This window comes from Microlunatus parietis (genome assembly GCF_013407955.1).
Classification (GTDB): Bacteria; Actinomycetota; Actinomycetes; order Propionibacteriales; family Propionibacteriaceae; genus Microlunatus; species Microlunatus parietis.
Genome location: NZ_JACCBU010000001.1, coordinates 6,145,833 through 6,162,694, shown reverse-complemented (window position 1 = coordinate 6,162,694; position 16,862 = coordinate 6,145,833). Strand labels below are relative to the sequence as shown.

The 16,862-nt window shown below is 67.4% G+C and carries 15 protein-coding genes; 8 read left to right on the top strand and 7 right to left on the bottom strand.

The genetic code is table 11. From position 1 onward, the window contains the following. Positions 1–13: 13 nt before the first annotated feature. The 5 genes from BKA15_RS29690 to BKA15_RS29670 all read right to left on the bottom strand — a co-directional run bounded on the left by BKA15_RS29690 (position 14) and on the right by BKA15_RS29670 (position 3,722). The gene (locus BKA15_RS29690) at positions 14–595 is read right to left on the bottom strand and encodes a hypothetical protein (RefSeq protein ID WP_179757149.1); all 582 of its coding nucleotides are present in this window, start codon (positions 593–595) and stop codon (positions 14–16) included. A gap of 208 nt (positions 596–803) precedes the next feature. Continuing rightward, positions 804–1,535 (bottom strand): Rv2686c family ABC transporter permease subunit, encoded by a 732-nt coding sequence (locus BKA15_RS29685; RefSeq protein WP_179757147.1) that lies wholly within the window; start codon positions 1,533–1,535, stop codon positions 804–806. 2 nt (positions 1,536–1,537) lie between these two features. After that, entirely contained in the window at positions 1,538–2,248 is a 711-nt protein-coding gene (locus tag BKA15_RS29680; RefSeq protein WP_179757145.1) for a fluoroquinolone export ABC transporter permease subunit, read from the bottom strand. Further along, positions 2,245–3,102, bottom strand: a complete 858-nt coding sequence (locus BKA15_RS29675) for an ABC transporter ATP-binding protein (protein WP_179757143.1) — start codon at positions 3,100–3,102, stop codon at positions 2,245–2,247. Before BKA15_RS29675 ends, BKA15_RS29680 begins: the two co-directional genes overlap by 4 nt. Then, positions 3,099–3,722, bottom strand: coding sequence for a TetR/AcrR family transcriptional regulator (locus BKA15_RS29670; RefSeq protein ID WP_179757141.1), 624 nt, complete (start codon positions 3,720–3,722; stop codon positions 3,099–3,101). The genes BKA15_RS29675 and BKA15_RS29670 overlap by 4 nt, the downstream gene beginning before the upstream one ends. Before the next feature lie 146 nt (positions 3,723–3,868). On the opposite strand from BKA15_RS29670, the gene valS reads away from it, so the two are divergent. From valS to BKA15_RS29640, 6 genes are all read left to right on the top strand, one after another. Further along, the gene (gene valS / locus BKA15_RS29665; protein WP_179757139.1) at positions 3,869–6,472 is read left to right on the top strand and encodes a valine--tRNA ligase; all 2,604 of its coding nucleotides are present in this window, start codon (positions 3,869–3,871) and stop codon (positions 6,470–6,472) included. Between the two features lie 199 nt (positions 6,473–6,671). After that, positions 6,672–7,631, top strand: coding sequence for a carbohydrate ABC transporter permease (locus BKA15_RS36005; protein ID WP_179757137.1), 960 nt, complete (start codon positions 6,672–6,674; stop codon positions 7,629–7,631). Further along, positions 7,628–8,548 carry a carbohydrate ABC transporter permease gene (locus BKA15_RS29655; RefSeq protein WP_179757135.1) on the top strand — a complete coding sequence of 307 codons (921 nt, stop codon included), beginning with the start codon at positions 7,628–7,630 and terminating at the stop codon, positions 8,546–8,548. Before BKA15_RS36005 ends, BKA15_RS29655 begins: the two co-directional genes overlap by 4 nt. Positions 8,549–8,579: 31 nt before the next feature. After that, positions 8,580–9,953, top strand: coding sequence for an ABC transporter substrate-binding protein (locus BKA15_RS29650; RefSeq protein WP_179757133.1), 1,374 nt, complete (start codon positions 8,580–8,582; stop codon positions 9,951–9,953). A gap of 106 nt (positions 9,954–10,059) precedes the next feature. After that, positions 10,060–10,482 carry a hypothetical protein gene (locus tag BKA15_RS29645; protein ID WP_179757131.1) on the top strand — a complete coding sequence of 141 codons (423 nt, stop codon included), beginning with the start codon at positions 10,060–10,062 and terminating at the stop codon, positions 10,480–10,482. A 32-nt stretch (positions 10,483–10,514) separates the two neighbouring features. Beyond that, entirely contained in the window at positions 10,515–10,931 is a 417-nt protein-coding gene (locus BKA15_RS29640) for a cupin domain-containing protein (protein ID WP_179757129.1), read from the top strand. On the opposite strand, the gene nhaA is transcribed toward BKA15_RS29640, so the two are convergent. Beyond that, positions 10,910–12,871: a Na+/H+ antiporter NhaA gene (nhaA, locus tag BKA15_RS29635; RefSeq protein ID WP_312879528.1), complete on the bottom strand. Its 1,962-nt coding sequence runs from the start codon at positions 12,869–12,871 to the stop codon at positions 10,910–10,912. The two genes, BKA15_RS29640 and nhaA, sit on opposite strands and share 22 nt — an antisense overlap. A gap of 214 nt (positions 12,872–13,085) precedes the next feature. Between nhaA and BKA15_RS29630 the strand changes: the two genes are divergently transcribed. Together BKA15_RS29630 and BKA15_RS29625 are read left to right on the top strand one after the other, a co-directional pair. Beyond that, entirely contained in the window at positions 13,086–14,318 is a 1,233-nt protein-coding gene (locus BKA15_RS29630) for a chymotrypsin family serine protease (protein ID WP_179757127.1), read from the top strand. After that, the gene (locus BKA15_RS29625) at positions 14,318–14,761 is read left to right on the top strand and encodes a hypothetical protein (RefSeq protein WP_179757125.1); all 444 of its coding nucleotides are present in this window, start codon (positions 14,318–14,320) and stop codon (positions 14,759–14,761) included. The genes BKA15_RS29630 and BKA15_RS29625 overlap by 1 nt, the downstream gene beginning before the upstream one ends. 274 nt (positions 14,762–15,035) lie before the next feature. Here the strand turns inward: BKA15_RS29625 and BKA15_RS29620 are convergent, their stop codons facing one another. Then, entirely contained in the window at positions 15,036–16,859 is a 1,824-nt protein-coding gene (locus BKA15_RS29620) for a DUF2264 domain-containing protein (RefSeq protein WP_179757123.1), read from the bottom strand. Positions 16,860–16,862 lie beyond the last annotated feature (3 nt).

Genomic DNA, 16,862 nt, shown 5'->3' with positions numbered 1-16,862 from the left:
ATTCAACTCGGACTCATTCACCGACCGGCAGTTCCGGTTCCGGCAACTCCGGGAGCTCCGGCAGTTCCGGCAATCCGCCGCCACCGAGGCCACCCAGCAGCCCGATCACGGTGTCCAGCAGGCTGCCGACCAGGCCGAGCACCTTGCCCAGCAGTCCGGCGAGGTCGAGACCGCCCGGCAGATCGAGCGTCGGTGCGAGCGTTCCGCGGTCGAGTTTCAGATCGACCTTGGTGCCCATCGTCCGCTCGAGATCGCGTTCCATGGACGCCTCGAGCTTGCGCACGGACCCCTTGGTCACCGTTCCCTTGGTGGGCAGCTGGGTCTTCACCCGGCTCTTCAATCGATCGGTGATCTTGTCGGCCAGCACGGCGGCCTGGGCCTTGGTGGCCCCGTGCTCCCTGAGTTCGCGATACAGCTGATACTCGAGGCTGTCGGTCACGTAGGTCGAGACCTGGGTTCGAGTCAGTTCACCCTTGACGCCCTTGAGCTCGATCACTCCGGTTTCGGCGCTTGCGGTGGTGAGGCCGGCGAAGGTGGTCGCCAGCACGGCTGCACCGGCGACGACACCTTTGACCAATGGCTTAAGGATAGACATGATCACTCCTCGGGATAGGTTCTCCGAAGTCGTTTCGGCGACTCCGGACCAGCAGTCGGACCCTTCGATCCCCCGAGCTGAGGTGATACACGGCCTTACGACCGATAAACATACGAACCCAACTCAAATCTGTCTAGAGGGCCGTCTGAAATTGGAATTAAGAAATGACGACCCGAATGGCACGTGATATTAGGGATCCGCCGCGGCCTCAGCCGAGACTGCGCAGGAATCTGCGGTACAGCAGGGCGATCAGCGGCAGCTGGTAGATCACCCCGCCGATCAGGTACGGCCACCACGGATCACCCGTGCTGATCAGCCAGTACGCCTTGGCCGGCCAGTAGGTCGGCAGCAGCCAGAACGGGTACTGCCATTCCGGTCCCAGGAAGTACGGGATCAGGGGCAGACCGGCCACCACGATCCCGATCGCCCGGACACCGGCCAGCCCCTCGACCTTGTTCCGCGCGAACGCCAGCAGGGCCAGCGAGATCACCACGCCGGACAGCCCGGCCAGCAGCCCGACCGGGATCAGTGCCGGCCACTGGTCGAGCGGGAGCAACCCGGAGGCCGGCAGGGTGAGGATCACATACAGCGCGGTGACCACGACCACCGTGATCGCCCGGTAGCCGAGGTACGTGCTCATCCGGGCCGGCGAGACCCGCAGCGCCGCGATGGTGCCGCCGTCCCGCTCGTCCAGGACCAGGAACGCACCCAGCGCGCCGACCACGATCGGGCTGGTCAACAACAGGAAACCGGTCAGGATCACCGGGTGGTAGGGCGTCAGATCGAGCCCGTACCGGTCGGCGGTCATCGCGGCCGCCGCGGGCGTACCGAACCTGACCAGGGCGATCCAGCCGAGCGGTGCGAACAGGACGAAGGCGAACAACGACTCACGGCGGATCCCGCGAAGATCATTGCGCCCCAGCGCCAGCAGCGTGTTCATGATCATTCACCCCCGGTCTTGGCCACGACGTGGCGATCGAACAGATAGCGGGCCGGCAGCCAGAGCAGAGTGGCGAAGATCAGCGGGTAGATCAGGCCGTAGGCGATCTGCCAGGCCGCGAGCGTGGTCTGGCCGAACGCAGCGCCGAGGAACAGCAACGGGCCCAGGGTCGGGATCGCATACATCCAAGGCTGTTCGAGGATCCCGGCCAGATGGAAGGCCGGGAAGGTGAGCACCGCCAGCGGGATCGTCGACGGCAGGAACCAGTTGCTCACCGAGGTGAACGGCATCGAGGAGACGAAACCGGCCAGCAACATCACCAGCGTTCCGGGGACGGCCCCGAGCAGCAGCAGCCGCAGGTCGTAGCCGGTGCCGTGGGTGACCGTCGCGACGAAGACCGCCAGCACGGTGGACAGCAGGATCAACGTGATCAACTTCGACGCCAGGTACTCACTGAAGCGCAGCGGAGTGGCCACCAGCGCATTCAGGGTGCGGTCCCCCTTCTCGAAGAACACCGCGCCGGCGATGAAGAACCAGCCGACGATCGACAGGTCCCCGAGGATCACGTACGGCTCGGCCATCGACCGCAGGTCGTGCGGCAACGGCAGCAAGATCAACAACCACATGAAGCCGGAGAAGATGCCTGCCTGCAGGAAGCGGTAGCGCCACTGGAGCCGGAACTCGGCCCGCAGGGCGACGCCAAGGCGGCTCACGTCAGCCGCCGCCCGGTCGCCTCGACGAACACGTCGTCCAGGGTGGCCTCCTTGCTGTGGATCGTCTCCACCGCCTCGTTCTTCAACAGGGCAAGGAAATCGTCGTCCTCGGCCAGCCGGTCCATGCCGAAATCCCGCCGGGCCAACTCGCCGCTCCGGTCCCGGTATTCGACCCGGACCCGACGCTGGCTGCGTTCCACCTTGAGCTCGCGCGGCGAGTTCAACGCGACGATCCGGCCGTCGACGACGAACGCGACCCGATCGCAGAGTTCGTCGGCGGTCGCCATGTCGTGGGTGGTCAGGAAGACCGTCTTGCCGCGGGCCTTCTCGGCCAGCACGAGGTCCTTCACCTTGCGGGCGTTGGTCGGGTCGAGACCCGACGTCGGCTCGTCGAGGAACAACAGCTCCGGGTTGTGCAGCAGCGCGCGGACGAACACCAGCCGCATCTGCATCCCCTTGGAGAACTTGCCCACCCGAGTGTCCGCGTCGCCGGCCAGCCCGACCAGGTCGAGCAGTTCGAGCGGGTCACGGGTCACCCCCGCGTACAGCGAGGCGAAGAACTCGAGGTTCTCTCGCGCGGTGAGCTTCAGGTAGTGGTTCGGCAGCTCGAACGAGACGCCGACCCGCTCGTAGTAGTCCGGGCCCCAGTCGGCGGGTTCCTTGCCCCAGACGGAAATGCGGCCGCCGTGCCCGGTCAGCAGGCCGATCAAGATCTTCTGCGTGGTCGACTTCCCGGCGCCGCTGGGCCCGAGGAAGCCGAAGATCTCGCCGCGACCCACTTCGAAGTCCATCCCCCGCACCGCGGGTTCGGCACTGCCGGGATAGCGGAAGGTCAAACCCTCCACCGTGATCATGAATGGTCCTTTCCGTGGGACCGGGTCAAGCCGGTCGCCACGATGTCGATCAGCAGGTCCAACGCCGGCTCATACGTCGCCGGGTCGAACATCTGCTCCTGGAGCGGCACGGTGAGCACCGCCTGGACGACGCCGAACACGATGCCGGGTTCGACGTCGACCAGATCGCCGTTCTTGCGGGCGCGCTGCAGGAATTCCAGGGACGGCTCGACGATCAGCCGTTTCGTCTCCTCGAGCCGGTCCGGCGACGTCCTCGCCGCCACCAGTTCGAGCTCGTCGGGATGGGTCAGCAGCCGTCGATAGAGCGGGTTGTTCCGCTGGATGTCGAGCGCCGCATGCAGGTAGCGCCGCAGTCGTTCGGCGACGCCGAGCGATTCGTCGTCGAGGACGGCGAGGATCCCCGCGCGCAGTTCCGGCACCTGGCGGAATATCAGCGCGACGTACAACTCCTCCTTCGAGTCGAAGAACCGGTAGAAGGTGCTCTTCGCGATGCCGGCCGGCCGCACCAGGTCGTCCAGCGAGGTCTTGCGCAGCCCCTGGGTGGTGAACAGCCGGAAGCCGGTCTCGAGCAGCTTCCCCTCGATCCGCTCCCGGTCCCGCTCGGTGAACGCCGACGGCACGACCCCTCCTGAAGACTCTGAAAACAGAATGTTTTTTCGTTCACTGAGTACGTTACGCCGCGCGGCGCCCGGCGGCAAGGGAGATACGGGCGGGGCCGCGCAATGGATGTGCGACCGACGGGCCGGGTTCCGTAAGATCGAGCGCTATGACCGATACCTCGACAGCACCCCGTACGACACCTCCGGCAGCAGCGCCCGAGGCCGTCGTCGTACGGGCGGTGCCGGAGAGGCCGGCGCTGGAGGGGCTGGAGGCCAAGTGGTCGGCCCGCTGGGACGCCGACGGGACGTACGCGTTCGTCCGGCCGGAGCGCCGGGACCAGGTGTTCAGCATCGACACCCCGCCGCCGACGGTGTCCGGGTCGCTGCACGTGGGGCACGTGTTCTCCTACACCCACACGGATCTGATCGCGCGCTACCAGCGGATGACCGGCAAGTCCGTGTACTACCCGATCGGCTGGGACGACAACGGCCTGCCCACCGAGCGCCGGGTGCAGAACTTCTATGGCGTCCGGTGCGACCCGACGGTGCCGTACGACCCCGATTTCACGCCGCCCGCCAAACCGGACCCGAAGCGCCAGGTGCCGATCAGCCGGCGCAACTTCGTCGCGCTCTGCCACGAATTGACCGAGGTGGACGAGAAGGCGTTCGAGAACCTGTGGCGCCAGGTCGGCCTGAGCGTGGACTGGTCGACGCTCTACACGACGATCTCCGACGACTCGATCTCGGTGGCTCAGCGGGCCTTCCTGCGCAACGCGGCGCGCGGCGAGGCCTACCTGGCCGAGGCACCGACCGTGTGGGACGTGACGTTCCAGTCCGCGATCGCGCAGGCCGAGGTGGAGGCCCGGGACTATCCCGGCGCGTTCCACCGGGTCGCCTTCCACGCACCCGAGGGACCGGTGCACATCGAGACCACCCGGCCGGAGCTGATCGCGGCCTGCGTGGCGCTGCTGGTCCATCCGGAGGACGAGCGGTTCACCGACCTGGTCGGGCAGACGGTGACCAGCCCCGTGTTCGGCGTGGAACTGCCGGTGCTCAGCCATCCGCTGGTGGAGAAGGACCTCGGCTCCGGCCTGGTGATGTGCTGTACGTTCGGCGACCAGACCGACGTGACCTGGTGGCGGGAGCTGCAGCTGCCGGCCCGGGTGATCATCGGGCGGGACGGCCGGATCCTGGCCGAGGTGCCGGAGTGGATCCCGGCGGCCGGCCGCTCGGCGTATGAGCAGCTGGCCGGCAAGACGACGTTCAGCGCCCGCGAGGCGATGGTGGGCCTGCTCCGCGAGTCCGGTGATCTTGACGGCGAGCCGAAGCCGACCCAGCGCAAGGCGAACTTCTTCGAGAAGGGCGACAAGCCGCTGGAGATCGTCTCCACCCGGCAGTGGTACATCCGCAACGGCGGCCGGGACGCCGAGCTGCGGGACCGGCTGCTGCAGCGCGGCCGCGAGCTGGGCTGGGTGCCGGAGCACATGCGGCACCGCTACGAGGACTGGGTCGGCGGGCTGAACGGCGACTGGCTGATCTCCCGGCAGCGCTTCTTCGGCGTGCCGTTCCCGGTCTGGTACCCGCTCGATGATCAAGGTGAGCCGGACTACGCGAATCCCTTGTTCGCCGAGGAATCCGCGCTTCCGGTCGACCCGAGCAGCGACACCCCGGCCGGCTATGCCGATGATCAACGCGGGATGCCCGGCGGCTTCATCGGCGACCCGGACGTGATGGACACCTGGGCCACCTCGTCCCTGACCCCGCAGATCGTCTGCGGCTGGGAACGGGACCCGGAGCTGTTCACGCTCACGTTCCCGATGGACCTGAACACGAACGCGCACGACATCATCCGGACCTGGCTGTTCGACCGGGTGATCAGGTCGCACTTCGAGAACGACTCGCTGCCCTGGGCCCGGTCCATGATCAGCGGCTTCGTGACCGACCCGGACCGCAAGAAGATGAGCAAGTCCAAGGGCAACGCGACCGTGCCGACCGAGGTGCTGGACAAGTTCGGCACCGACGCCGTGCGCTGGCGCGCCGCGCTGGCCCGGCCCGGGCTGGACTCCCCGTTCGACGAGACCCAGATGAAGGTCGGCCGGCGGCTCGCGATGAAGGTGCTGAACGCGAGCAAGCTGATCCTCGGCTACCCCGAGGCGGCGCCCGGCGCGAAGATCACCGAGCCGGCCGACCTGGCCATGCTGGCCGAGTTGCGTACGGTGATCACGGCAGCGACCAAGCACTTCGACGCGTACGACTACACGACGGCGCTCGAGGTGACCGAACGGTTCTTCTGGCAGTTCTGCGACGACTACCTCGAACTGGTCAAGGAACGCGCGTACGGCTCCGTGGGCGAAGCGGGCGCCGACTCGGCCCGGGCCGCGCTGACCCAGGCGCTGGACGTGATCCTGCGCCTGTTCGCGCCGATCCTGCCGTACGTCACCGAAGAGGTCTGGTCCTGGTGGAAGCCGGGCTCGGTGCACCACGCGACCTGGCCGATCGTCGACGAGCTCGACACCGAGGCCGGTGACCGCCAGCTGCTGGCCGACGTGGCCGCCGCTCTGATCGCGATCCGTGGCGCCAAGTCGACCGCGAAGGTGTCGATGAAGACCGAGATCACCCGAGCCGTGTTCGCCGGGCCGGCCGGGACCCTGGACCGGGTCCGCGCGGTCGAGGCCGATCTTCGGGCCGTCGGCCGGATCACCGGCGACGTCGAGTGGGTCGCGGGCGACGGCGAGCTGTCCGTCGACGTCACGCTGGCCGACCCCTCCTGATCGGCGCCGGTCGGTTTTTCACGTAACGTGAAAAACTGGCGCTTTACCAGAGTTGCTTTCCTGGTAAAGCGCCAGGAAACCTGGTGCGGTGGGGCGGCTGAGGCGGTTCGCCAGCCTGCCGGCGCGTTCCGGGCCCGTTCACCGCCGGTCCACGGACCGAGGGCCGCGGCGTTACCTTGTCCGATCATGATCAGCGGCCGTGAGCACCCTTGCGGCCGAACGGGGTAGGGCCGGAGCGGAGAGCGTACGTCTCGGGGCCCCGACCCGGCGCACCCGTCGGCGACGGAACAACCTCAGGAACGCTCTGCTGTTCGGCGCCCTGATCGCGCCGAACCTGATCGTGATCCTCGTCTTCTCCTACTGGCCGACGATCTACAACGTCTATCTCAGCCTGACCAAGTGGGATCTGGTCGACCCGCAACCGACCTTCGTCGGCCTGCGGAACTACCTGTCCATGATCACCGACACCCGGTTCCACTCGGCGTTGGTCAACACCGCGATCTTCACCGGCATCAGCACGGTCGGCAGCCTGGTCGGCGGGATCCTGATGGGCCTGCTGCTGGCCGCCAAGTTGCGGTTCAGCGGCTTCGTCCGGACGATCGCGTTCGCGCCGCATCTGTTGCCGGGTGCGGCGATCGGCGTGCTCTGGCTGTTCATCTTCGATCCCACGTACGGCCTGTCCCGGGTCGCGTTCGAGCTGGTCGGGATGGACTCGCCGCGCTGGACGACGACCTCGGACTGGTCGGTCTGGGCGATCACGCTGGCCTACCTGTGGCAGCGGCTCGGTTTCGTCACGATCATCTACTACACGGCGATCCTGGACCTGCCGAAGGACGTGTACGAGGCCGCTTCGCTGGACGGGGCGTCGGGCTGGCGGTTGCATCTCAACCTGACCCTGCCGCTGCTGTCGCCGGCGACGTTGTTCCTGTCGATCACCGGCCTGATCGGGGCGGCGCAGGCGTTTGACATCATCGCCACCCTGACCGAGGGCGGGCCCGGCGACTCCAGCACCACGCTGAGCTGGCTGATCTACGCGACGGCGTTCCGCGACTTCGACATCGGCATGTCGGCGGCTTCGGCGACGCTGATGTTCCTGCTGCTGCTCGCCCTCACGGTGATCCAGCTGCGGATCGGCGATCGGACGGTGCATTACCAGTGAGCGCTCCCCCGATCTCCGCCCGCACCACCGAACCCACCCGCCAGGTCACGCCCGGCCCCAACCCGTCGCTGGCCGGCCCGGCAACCCGCCGCCGGCGCCGGTGGTTCGGACCGCGGCTGCTGCTCTACCCGTTGCTCGTGATCACGCTGGGCGTGTTCGCGATCCCGCTCTACTGGCTGTTCAGCACCGCCCTCAAGGCGCCGGAGGAGATCTACACCTATCCGGTCACCTGGCTGCCGGCGTTGCCCCGCTTCGAGAATTTCGCCGAGGCCTGGCAGGCCGCGCCGTTCGACCGGTTCCTGCTCAACTCGGTGATCACGACCTCGGTCGGCACCACCCTGGAACTGCTGTTGGCGATCATGAGCGCGTACGCCTTCGCCTTCGTGCCGTTCCGCTGGAAGCGCCCGGTGCTGCTGCTGATGCTCGGGTCGCTGATGCTGCCCGGCCACGTCACGCTGCTGGTCAACTACATCACGATCGGCCACCTCGGCTGGATCAACACCTACCAAGGGCTGATCCTGCCCGGGATCGGCACCGCGTTCGCGATGTTCCTGCTGCTGCAGCAGATGCGCCGGATCTCCGCCGAGCTGACCGACGCGATGACCCTGGACGGCGCCGGGCACCTCTACCGGCTGATCCATCTGGTGCTGCCGCTGTCCCGTCCCATGATCATCACCGCCACCTTGATCATTCTGATCGGCAAGTGGAACGACTTCGTCTGGCCACTGATCGCGACCAACACGGTCACCATGCGCACCCTGCCGATCGGCCTGATGTTCCTCCGCTCCGAGGAGGGCTACACCAACTGGGGTGCCGTGATGGCCGGCACCGTGATCACGGCACTACCGATGTTGATCATCTTCTTCCTGGCGCAGCGACGCATCGTCGGCGGTCTCGCCGCCGGTGCGCTGCGCTGACGTACCCACCACGAGAAATCCGGAGTCGATCATGACCAGGTTCACCACGTCCACCCTCTCCCGCCGGTCGATGCTGTCCGTCATGGGTCTGACCGGCGCCGCAGCGGCGCTGTCGGCTTGCGGAGCGCCCGGAGCGAGCACCGAGGGCGCGGTCAACAACGCCTACAAGCAGGCGGATCTGCAGATCCCGCAGCAGTATCAGGGCCGTACCCCGGTGCTGTTCTGGTCGCCCTGGACGGCCGGTCCGCAGGACGCGATCACCGAGATGTTCCGTCAGTTCAACGAGTCGCAGACCGACATCGTGGCCGTGACGGAGTCGCAGGAGAGCTACCAGGTCCTGAACCAGAAGCTGACCGCCGCCCTGCAGGCCCGGCAGGTGCCCGACGTGGTGGCGTTCCCGGAGCTGCAGTGGCTGCAGTTCTACTTCTCCGGCGTGTTCGCCGAGCTCGACCCGTACTTCACCAGCGACTGGTCGCTCGATGCCTATCTGGACGCCTACGTCGGTGAGGGAATCGCCGGCGGCAAGACCTATGTCGTGCCGTTCGCCCGGTCGAATCCCTTGTTCTACTTCAATCGGGAGCTCTTCGCCAGGGCCGGGCTGCCCGAGGAGGGCCCGAAGACCTGGGACGACCTCGCCGAGTACGGGCCTGAGCTGGCCAAGATCACCGTCAGCGGCAAGCCGTTGCAGACCATGGCGTTCGGCGCCACGGACAACTGGTTCGGCCAGGCCGGCGTCTGGGCCTTCGGCGGATCGTTCTCCAAGGACTACGAGATCACGGTCGACGAGGCACCGGCGGTCGAGTGGCTGGAATGGCAGCGGTCCTTCATCCACGAGCAGAAGCTCGGCTACATGGCGAAGGCCGCGATGACCGACTACACCACCGGACTGGTCGCCGCCTGCCACGGCTCCACCGCCTCCCTGCGTGGCGCCATGCAGGCCGCCAAGTTCGACATCGGCGTCGCGTTCATGCTGGGCAAGAAGTCCGAGCGGACCCAGGTGCCGACCGGCGGGTCCGGGTTGTCGATCATCAAGGCCGAGTCCAAGGACCGGCAGGACGCGGCGGCCGAACTGTTCAAGTTCCTGGCCAAGCCCGAGATCGCGGCCTACTGGCACGCCAGCACCGGCTACGTGCCGATCACGAAGGCGGCCCACGACACCAGCATCGTCAAGGACCTGGTCAAGGAGGACCCGAACTTCGGGGTCGCCCTTGATCAACTGCCGAACGCCAAGACCGCCGACCGGATCACCTGGTTCCAGGCCGCCACCGACCAGATCAGCGGCGCGATGGCCCGGGTGTACGGCGACAACGTGCCGGCCGCCGAGGCGCTGACCGGGATCCGGCCGCGGCTCGAAGAGATCATGGCCGACAACCGCGAGGATCTGGAGCGGGTGGTCACGTCCTGAGTCCGACCCTGCCGAACCGCCCTGGGCCCGGAGTCGGACCCGGGCCCGGGCGGATCCGCACCTCGGCCAGACGTGTGGCACCCCCAGCCGAACAAGGATGAACAGCATGGCTGAAGCATCGATCGGTTCGCTGACCACCGCTCACTCCGCGACCTCGAGTCATCCCTTCGCCCGGCACCTGGTGCGGGCCTATCTGAGCACCGGCGTGGCGTTGTTGATCTTCGGCATCGGATACGGGCTGAGCCTGCTGGACGCCGGCGCCTGCTCGACGGACGGCCTGGGCTGTCTCGGGCCGCGGGCCTTGCTGCTGGCCGGCTTCCTCGCCGCAGCGCTGGCAGCGCTCGTCTACGCCGCGTACCGGACCGGGCTCGGGCTGTGGTGGTTCATGATCACCGCCGGGCTGAGCGGCCTGGTGCTGGCCTCTGGCGTGACCGGCCCGTTGCTGGTCCTGATGCTGCTGCCGGTGCCGGGCTGCGCGGCCGCGCTCACCTACCTGGTCCGGACCTGGCGACAGCGCCGTACCGCTTGAGTCTTTGTCGGAATCGTGAAATATTCACGATCATGTCCACCGATTCCGTCGAATCAGAGTTGATCCGCACCAGCCTCCTCGCGGCCGATCTCGCCGGCAGCGACTTCGTGATCGCCGAATGGGAGCAGCCACCCTCGACGTCCGGGAAGCCGGAGCCGGTCGCTCCGCTGCACGTCCACCGGGGCGACGACGAGGCCTGGTACGTGCTCGCAGGAAGCCTCGGATTCTCCTTCGACGGAAGGGAATTCGAGGTTCCGGCGGGCGGGGCCGCACTGGCCAGGGCGGGCGTCGTACACACCTACTGGAACGCCGCACCGGTCGTCGCGCGCTACCTGTTGATCACTACGCCGAAGATCAGGGAGCTGATCGCCGTGCTGCATGATCGGGAGCGCCAGCAGGGGCGCAGCACCGCCGAGATCTTCGCGGCCTACGACTCCGAGCTGGCCTGATCCTCCCGAGCCTCCGTGGCGCCGAGTGGCGGCGGGGCCGACTCGGACAGCTCCCAGATCAGGCGCTGCGCGTCGTAGGGCCCGATCAGTCGCTCCTCGCCGATGTAGAACGCCGGCGTCCCGGCCAGTTCCGAGGTCTCGGCGTCGACCAGGTCGTCGTTCACCCGGCCGGCGTGGGCCCGGGTCCGGAGCGCCTCGTCGTAGGCCTCCAGATCGAGGCCGAGTTGCTCGGCGTACGAACGCAGCTGTTCCGGCTCCAGCGCGTCGCTGTGCGCGAACAGCAGGTCGTGCATCTCCCAGAACTTGCCCTGCTCGGCGGCGGCCTCGCTGGCCAGCGCCGCCTGGAACGCCTGCGGATGCTGCCGTTCCAGCGGCAGGTGACGGAACACGTACCGGAGATCGTCGCCGAAGAACTCCCGCACCTCCCGGATCGACCCGGTCGCCTTGGAGCAGAACGGGCACTCGAAGTCGCCGTACTCGATCAAGGTGTACGGGGCGTCGGGGCGGCCGCGGATGTGATCACGCTCCGGATCGACCGGCCGGAGCAACTCCAGCGGCGGGCCGAGATCGCGGGTCTGGCCGCGGATCGCGAAGAAGATCACCGCGCCGAGCACTGCCGCGATCAGCGACGCCGTGAACACGCCGACCCGGGCCTGGTCCTGCAGCACCGGATCGGTCAGCGCCAGGTCGACGATGAACAGCGAGATGGTGAAGCCGATCCCGGACAGGGCCGCGCCGCCGACGATCTGCGGCAGCGTCAGCCCGGGCGGCAGCGAGCCCGGTCTGGCCCGGGTCACCGCGGCCGCCGCGCCGGCGATGCCGACCAGCTTGCCGACCACCAGGCCGGCGACGATGCCCCAGGTCAGCATCGACCCGAACGCAGCGGCGAGAGTGTCCAGGTGCAGCACAACGCCGGCGTTGGCCAGCGCGAACAGCGGCACGATCACCAGGGCGTTGACCGGGTGGAAGGCGATCTGCAGCCGCTCGTTCACTGACACGGCCGTGGTCAGCCCGACCCGCGCGGCCCTCGAGTACTTGGCGTTCGGCGACTGCCGGAACGCCCGGGCCAGCTGCGCGGCGCGCTCCACCGCCTGCCGCTTCGGCGGGAAGACCGGCAGCAGGAGGGCGATCACGACGCCGGCCAGGGTCGGATGGACCCCGGACAGGTACATCGCCACCCAGGTGCCGATTCCGACGACGAAGTAGCCGGCGCCGCGGGACACCCGGAGCCGGCGCAGGACGAGGATCAGGCCGAACCCGAGCACTGTGACGCCGAGCGCCGGCAGGTTGATCGACTCGGTGTAGAAGAACGCGATGATCAACAACGCGCCGATGTCGTCGGCGATCGCGAGCGCCATGATGAACAGCCGCAGCCGCGCCGCCCGTCGCGGCCCGACCAGCGCCAGCACGCCGAGCACGAACGCCGTGTCGGTCGAGACCACCACACCCCAGGCGCCGGCGCCCGGCCCGGACGCGTTCAGAGCCAGGAAGATCACCGCGGGCAGGGCGAGCCCGGCCAGCGCGGCGAAAATCGGCACCACTGCCCGGGACCGGTCGTTCAGTTCGCCGATCGCCAGCTCCCGTTTCACCTCCAGCCCGACCGCGAAGAAGAAGAACGCCATCAGGCCGTCGTTGACCCAGTGCTTCAGGTCCAGCGAGAGCTCGTACGGGCCGAGCGCGACACCCAGCTCCGTGTGCCAGAAATCCTGGTACGTGCCGCCCGGCAGGTTCGCCCAGATCAGCGCGATCAGGGTCGCGGCCAGCAGCAGGGCCGCGCTGCGCGGCTCGTTGTAGGAGAACCGGAACAGGCCGCGTTCCAGGCGGATCAGCGCCGGGTCCGGCGGGCCCTGATCGAGCGGGCCCTGGATCGGCACGCTGGGGGCCGTATCCGACGTCACCCGCGGGGTGACCTGCTCACCGTCGGCCGCTGGACTGCTCACGGAGTGAGCGTAGATTAAGGGCCATCAGGCGCAACGTCCGGGCTGCGCGTTTTGATGAACGAGCGTCATCCTTTGCGCAACTCATTGATGAACAATGCGTCGCGCGTCATCCGGGGGCCGCCGCCAAGCATAGTTTGTGGTAACGATCAACCAATGGGGGTGGGGTTCGGTGTCACATCACCGTCGTCGATTCTATCTGGCAACTCTAGTTGTGATGACGCTCTGTCTTATCAGCGGCGCTCCTTTAATGGCCCAGGCCGACGTCCCCGCGCCGAAGGTTCGTGCAGCCCAGTGGCAAGAGATGGTTGTGGATGGTGTTGGCAGGCGTGCCGCCGCGCCTCCCGGCCCGGACTCCCAGGCACATGCCGATCTCACCGGGATCCCGGTCGATCGAGCTGGCGTCGACCTTGCTGACCAAGTTCTATTCGAGGACCTGGCCACGCAGATTTCGTTGGCACATCCGGCAATGATCTCGCTTTATGGCTTCGACGATGACCGGACACCATGGATTTCAACAACCCACGAGCCAACGAGTGAACTCATTGATGATCTCAAAGGACTTCCGTTCGATACTGTGATCAAATTCGGAGCTCCGGCCGCTACCGAGGAGTTGACCAGGACTGTGTCCCTCGTCGCTGACGAACTCGAAAAGGTCGACCGAGTTGTGGAAAGTACCGGCGGTGTCAGAGGACTGCCCATGGAGATCGTGATCGAATACGAACTCAACCCGGGCACGACTGAGCTGACCACTGACGAAGTGAACACGCTTCTGAATTCTGTGGCCAACCAGAGCCCAGATGGCTTGCTTCCGGTCCCCGTCACGCTACGTGCAACCGAGATCAACATCGAACCCGAGATAGCGGTTCACGGCGGCAGTGATCTTGATCCAACTGACGTAACCATCGGCGGATGCACGGCAGGGTTCGGAGTCCGAGGCGGCACGCGGGATGGCCTGGCGTCGGCGCGTCACTGCTACAACTGGATGAAATACTACGATTTGTCCGGATACATCGCCTACAACTCCGCAACAGCACCGGAGGAGATGAGAGACTTGCAGTGGCACCATACGATCAATGGAAATACTGCAGCCGCCAGCTTCAAGACCGGCGTCAATAGTCAAGGAGATGCGGTTCTTCGAACAGTCACGTCGTGGGGCAACCCTGCAATGAACGCGACTGTTTGCCATTATGGCCGAGGCAGCAGAGTTACCCGATGTGGCACGGTCGACATGACGTCTACGCACTACTATGACGAGGACCAACGCTACGAGGGTATCGTAAGAACATCGCAGTACGTTTCTGCCCCGGGCGACAGTGGAGTACCCTGGTTTACAAACAGTGCCGCCAGGGGAATCCATGCTGCCGGAAATAGCGTTACAGGTCACAGCTACTTCACGTGGATATCCTCGCTATCATCCATCCTCGGCGTAACGGTCAAGGTCGGTTGATGAGCGCAGTAGGTGGGCGGCTGGCGATTCTCCTGATGCTGCTCGCGACCGCGTGTACGAGCGACCCGCGGACCGCGTCTACACCGGGTCCTTCGACACCTATACCTTCGCAGGCGACGCCCGGAGGCATGCGCGCGACCAAGCTGATCGTCGCGCTCCCGCGGTCGGGCCCCACTCAGGAGGCACTTGTAGGCGGGCCGTTGGGCGTCGACGCCGCCGGTTGTGTGACCGTCGGAACCGAGCGCTACGTCCTGGTCGCACCTCCGGGGTCCAGACTGGTCGCCGACGGGACCGCGGTGGAGATGCCCGGTTACGGCGTCTTCGCGCTCGGGTCGGTGCTGAAGGCAGGCGGCGGAGTCCATGAGGACATCAGCGATCCTCCGGAGCACTGGAAGGGATGCGCCGGCCGCGCCTTTGTCGAGGTTGCCGCCAAGAACGGTTGAGCCGGCGGATGCGGAACCACTCCTCCACCCTATTTGCAGATTCGGCACAACTGCAGCGACATGGGTGCCTCAGGCGCGGACGAGGTCTGACCAGCCTTGACATCACTGAGCGGACTACTTGATCGGCCGAACCCGCCGAAATCGAGGTCAAATCGTCCGCTCGGCGAACTCTGGCCAGCGCGCTGGTTTTGGGCTGAGGCTGAGGGTTCGGGCTTGGCGCTTCGACAGGCTCAGGACAGGAGCCACGCCTGCTTTGTGCCCGGTCGCCGGAATGCTAGAGGGGGTCGGTAGTGCCGTCGGGCCAGGTGATCACGGGGCCGGAGGGGGTGTCGGCGAGGGTGGGCCAGGCGGGTTCGCGTTCGCCGAGGCAGAGGGCGATGACGTACCAGCGGCCGGGTTCCGGATGCTCGAAACGGCACCAGGGGACCTCGAGGTCGGCGCCGAACGCGTTCGCCACCGGGTGCACGGAGCTGCCGGACGAGCCGCCTTCGGTCAGGGCGGTGACGGCGCTGTGCAGGCCGGTCCGGGCGCCCTCGGCGGGCTTCCGGGGCACGGCGTAGCCGGAGATGACCAGGGCGGCCGACGCCTGATCATGATCATCGAAACGTACGGCGCGGACCTCGACCGAGCCACGGACGAGGGAGACGCAGGTCAGCTCGGGACCGTCGTCGAATCCCTGCTCCGGTTCGGTTCTGGCAAACCGGGCGCGCTGCCGGCTGCTGGCCCGATGATCATCGACGGCGACCCGCTCGATCATGGGGCGCTGCGACCAGCGGCCGTCCGGATCGATCAGGGCGACCTGCTGATCCACGGCCCCGTCGGCCGTGCCGGCGGGTGCCGGGACCGGGCCGGTGACGCTGGAATAGCCGTAGCGGTTGTAGTACGGGTTCTCCGGCGCCGGCGTGGCGGTGCTGTGATCGACACCGTGGTTGATCACCCGGACAATCCCGTCGTCGGCGGTGCCGGAGACCAGCCAGCCGATCGGGCGGATCGGCCGGACCACGTCCCCGGTCTCGATCGGGGTGGGCTGCTCGGGCTCGGCCCAGACCGGGTGGCTCTCCGGCAGCACCAGGCCGGCCAGTCCCAGACTGGCCCAGTACGGCGAGCCGGGGCCCGAATAGGGCTGCCGCATGGGCTCGAACCGGCCCAGCCAGCCGAGGCTGAGCAGGCCGTCCTCGTCGAACGCGCCGCGCTCGGCGAAGAAGCGGATCGCGCCGAGGGCGGTCCGGCGCAGCCGGCCGAGCGGCAGCGGGTTGGCGTCGAAGACGGCGCCGGTCCAGAGCGCGCCGACCACCGCGTGCCGGTAGACCAGCGACCGGCCCTGGTGCAGCGGTGCTCCGTCGGCGCCGAACAGGTCGGCCGCGTCGGTCAGGTAGGGCCGCAGCCGCTCGGCGTACCGGGCCTGCAACTCCGCGATCCCGGGCTCGCCCTCGGACATCCGGCAGTACCACAGCGAGAACAGGTGCATCACCCAGCCGACGTACCAGTCGACGTTGCCGGTGCGGCGATCCGGCCGACCGTCGCTGTACCAGCCGTCGCCGAGGTAGCAGTCGTCCAGGAACGTCAGGTTCTCGTCCAGCTCGGCCTGGTCGTACGGGCCGCCGACCGAGCGCAGGAACGCCTGGGTCACGTTCTGGAACCAGCGCCAGTTGTTGTCCGGGTACGCGATCCCGACCGACCCGGACAGCCAGTCGATCACGCGCTGCTTGACTGCCGGCGTCAGGGCGTCCCAGATCCAGCGTCGGCTCTCGTGCAGCGCGATCGCGATCGCCGCCGCCTCGACCCGCGCCTGCGGCAGTTCGCGCAGCGACGGCCAGAACTCGGGCGACTCCGGGTCGGTCCCGGCCGCCAGCCCGGCGGCGTACCAGCCGGCATGATCATGGGAGTCGATCTCGGCGGCCGAGAGCCGGAAGCCGACGGCCAGGAACGACCGCGCGAACGCCTCCAGCCCGTCCCGCTCCGGACCGGAGCCGACCCTCGGACCGGGCAGGTCGAACCGGGCCCGTCCCGGCGTCGCCCACCGGCGCAGCGCCAGCAGGGATCGGTCGGTGAACTGGACCAGGTCGTCCCTGGTCCAGCTCTCGCCCGGCTTCGACACGTC